Genomic DNA, 1,637 nt, shown 5'->3' on the forward strand with positions numbered 1-1,637 from the left:
ATGTGGGCGGGCAAGACACCAAAGCGATCAAAATAGAAAACGGCAAACCAGCGGATTTTATCATGAACGACAAATGCTCGGCGGGCACGGGCAAATTTTTAGAGATCAGCGCGGGTCGCTTGGGGCTTGAACTTAGCGAAATTTACAAGACCGCTCGAAAAAATCCCTCGATTAAAATTAGCTCGACGTGCACCGTTTTTGCAGAAAGCGAGATCGTCTCGCTAAGCGCAAACGGAGCTGAAACTAGCGAAATCGCCTACGCTATCGTGGATTCCTCCGCGCACAAGGTCGCCGCTCTCATCAAACGGCTGGAAAATCAAATTTACTTTTTAAGCGGCGGGCTTAGCAACGTGCCGCTATTTAAACAGCTTCTAGGCGAGCATCTGGGGGCTGAGATTTTTACTCACGAAAACGCAATCTACTGCGGCGCGATGGGCGCTTCGCTTATCGGCGCACGCAAAGCAAATGAAATTTCAAAGGAGACGAGATGAAGATGGATTTTGACGCGCTTAAAAAGCGCAACGCAATGGCTCTGCACGATCTAAAAGAGCAAGGCAAACACGTAGTGGGAATGTTTTGCACCTATTCGCCAAAGGAGCTCATTTACGCCGCGGGCGCCGTGCCGGTTGGGCTTTGTGCCTATGACGAGAGCCCGATAGACGCCGCTCACGCGGAGCTTCCGCGTAATCTTTGCCCGCTAATTAAAGCAAGCTACGGCTACGCAGTTACTAAAAAATGCCCCTATATGAACGCCAGCGATCTCGTCATAGGCGAAACGACCTGCGACGGCAAGAAAAAGATGTATGAGCTGCTGGCAAAGCACAAGGACGTCCACGTGTTGCAACTGCCGAATATGACCGGTGGCAAGAGCTTGGAGCTTTTCACCGATGAGCTTAGGAAATTTCGCAAAGTTTTGGAGCAAAAATTTAATACGAAAATCACGGATGAAGCACTGCTCGATGCGGTGCAAATTTACAACGAAGAGCGCGATGTGATGTTGGAGCTTTTAGAGCTTGGCAAACTAAATCCGATGCCGGTAGCGGGCAGCGAAATTCATCAAATTTCATTTGCGAGCGACTTCATATACGACAAACGCGAAAAGCTTAAAATGATACGCGCTTACATAGCCGCCGCAAAGGAGATGACGCCGCCGAAAACTCGCAAAAAGCGGATCATCATCACCGGCTGTCCAAGCGGAGGCGTGTATGAAAAGGTTATCAAGCAGATAGAGGAGCTGGGCGCGGACGTGGTAGCCTTTGAAAACTGCTCCGGCACCAAGGGCTATCAAAACCAAGTACAAACTAAGGGCGATTTGGTTGCAAATATCGCCGAGCGCTATCTCAAAATCCCCTGTTCGGTGATGTATCAAAACGACGCCAGAGGCGATATTATAAAGGAATTTATCCACGAGTATCAAGCCCACGGCGTCGTTGACGTCGTGTTAAGCGGCTGTCACACCTACGCGATCGAGACAAATCGCATCAAAGAGGCAAGCCGCGAAGCCGGAGCGAACTATATGAGCTTGGAGACCGACTACTCCAAACAGGACGTCGGGCAAATTCGAACGCGTCTAGAAGCGTTTATAGAACTGCTTTAAGCGGGTAGCTCGAAATTTTAAAATGAAGAATTTTCTAAAT

General features: G+C 49.3%; 2 protein-coding genes. Both read left to right on the plus strand.

The annotated features are described in order from the left end of the window. Window positions 1-491: acyl-CoA dehydratase activase (locus Q0236_RS03235; RefSeq protein ID WP_297915097.1), on the plus strand; the 491-nt coding region annotated here is incomplete at its 5' end. After that, complete coding sequence (locus Q0236_RS03240) at window positions 488-1,597, plus strand: double-cubane-cluster-containing anaerobic reductase (RefSeq protein ID WP_297915099.1); 1,110 nt, start codon at window positions 488-490, stop codon at window positions 1,595-1,597. The genes Q0236_RS03235 and Q0236_RS03240, both read left to right, overlap by 4 nt. Window positions 1,598-1,637 lie beyond the last annotated feature (40 nt).

This window comes from uncultured Campylobacter sp. (genome assembly GCF_938031315.1).
In the GTDB taxonomy this organism is placed as follows: Bacteria; Campylobacterota; Campylobacteria; order Campylobacterales; family Campylobacteraceae; genus Campylobacter_B.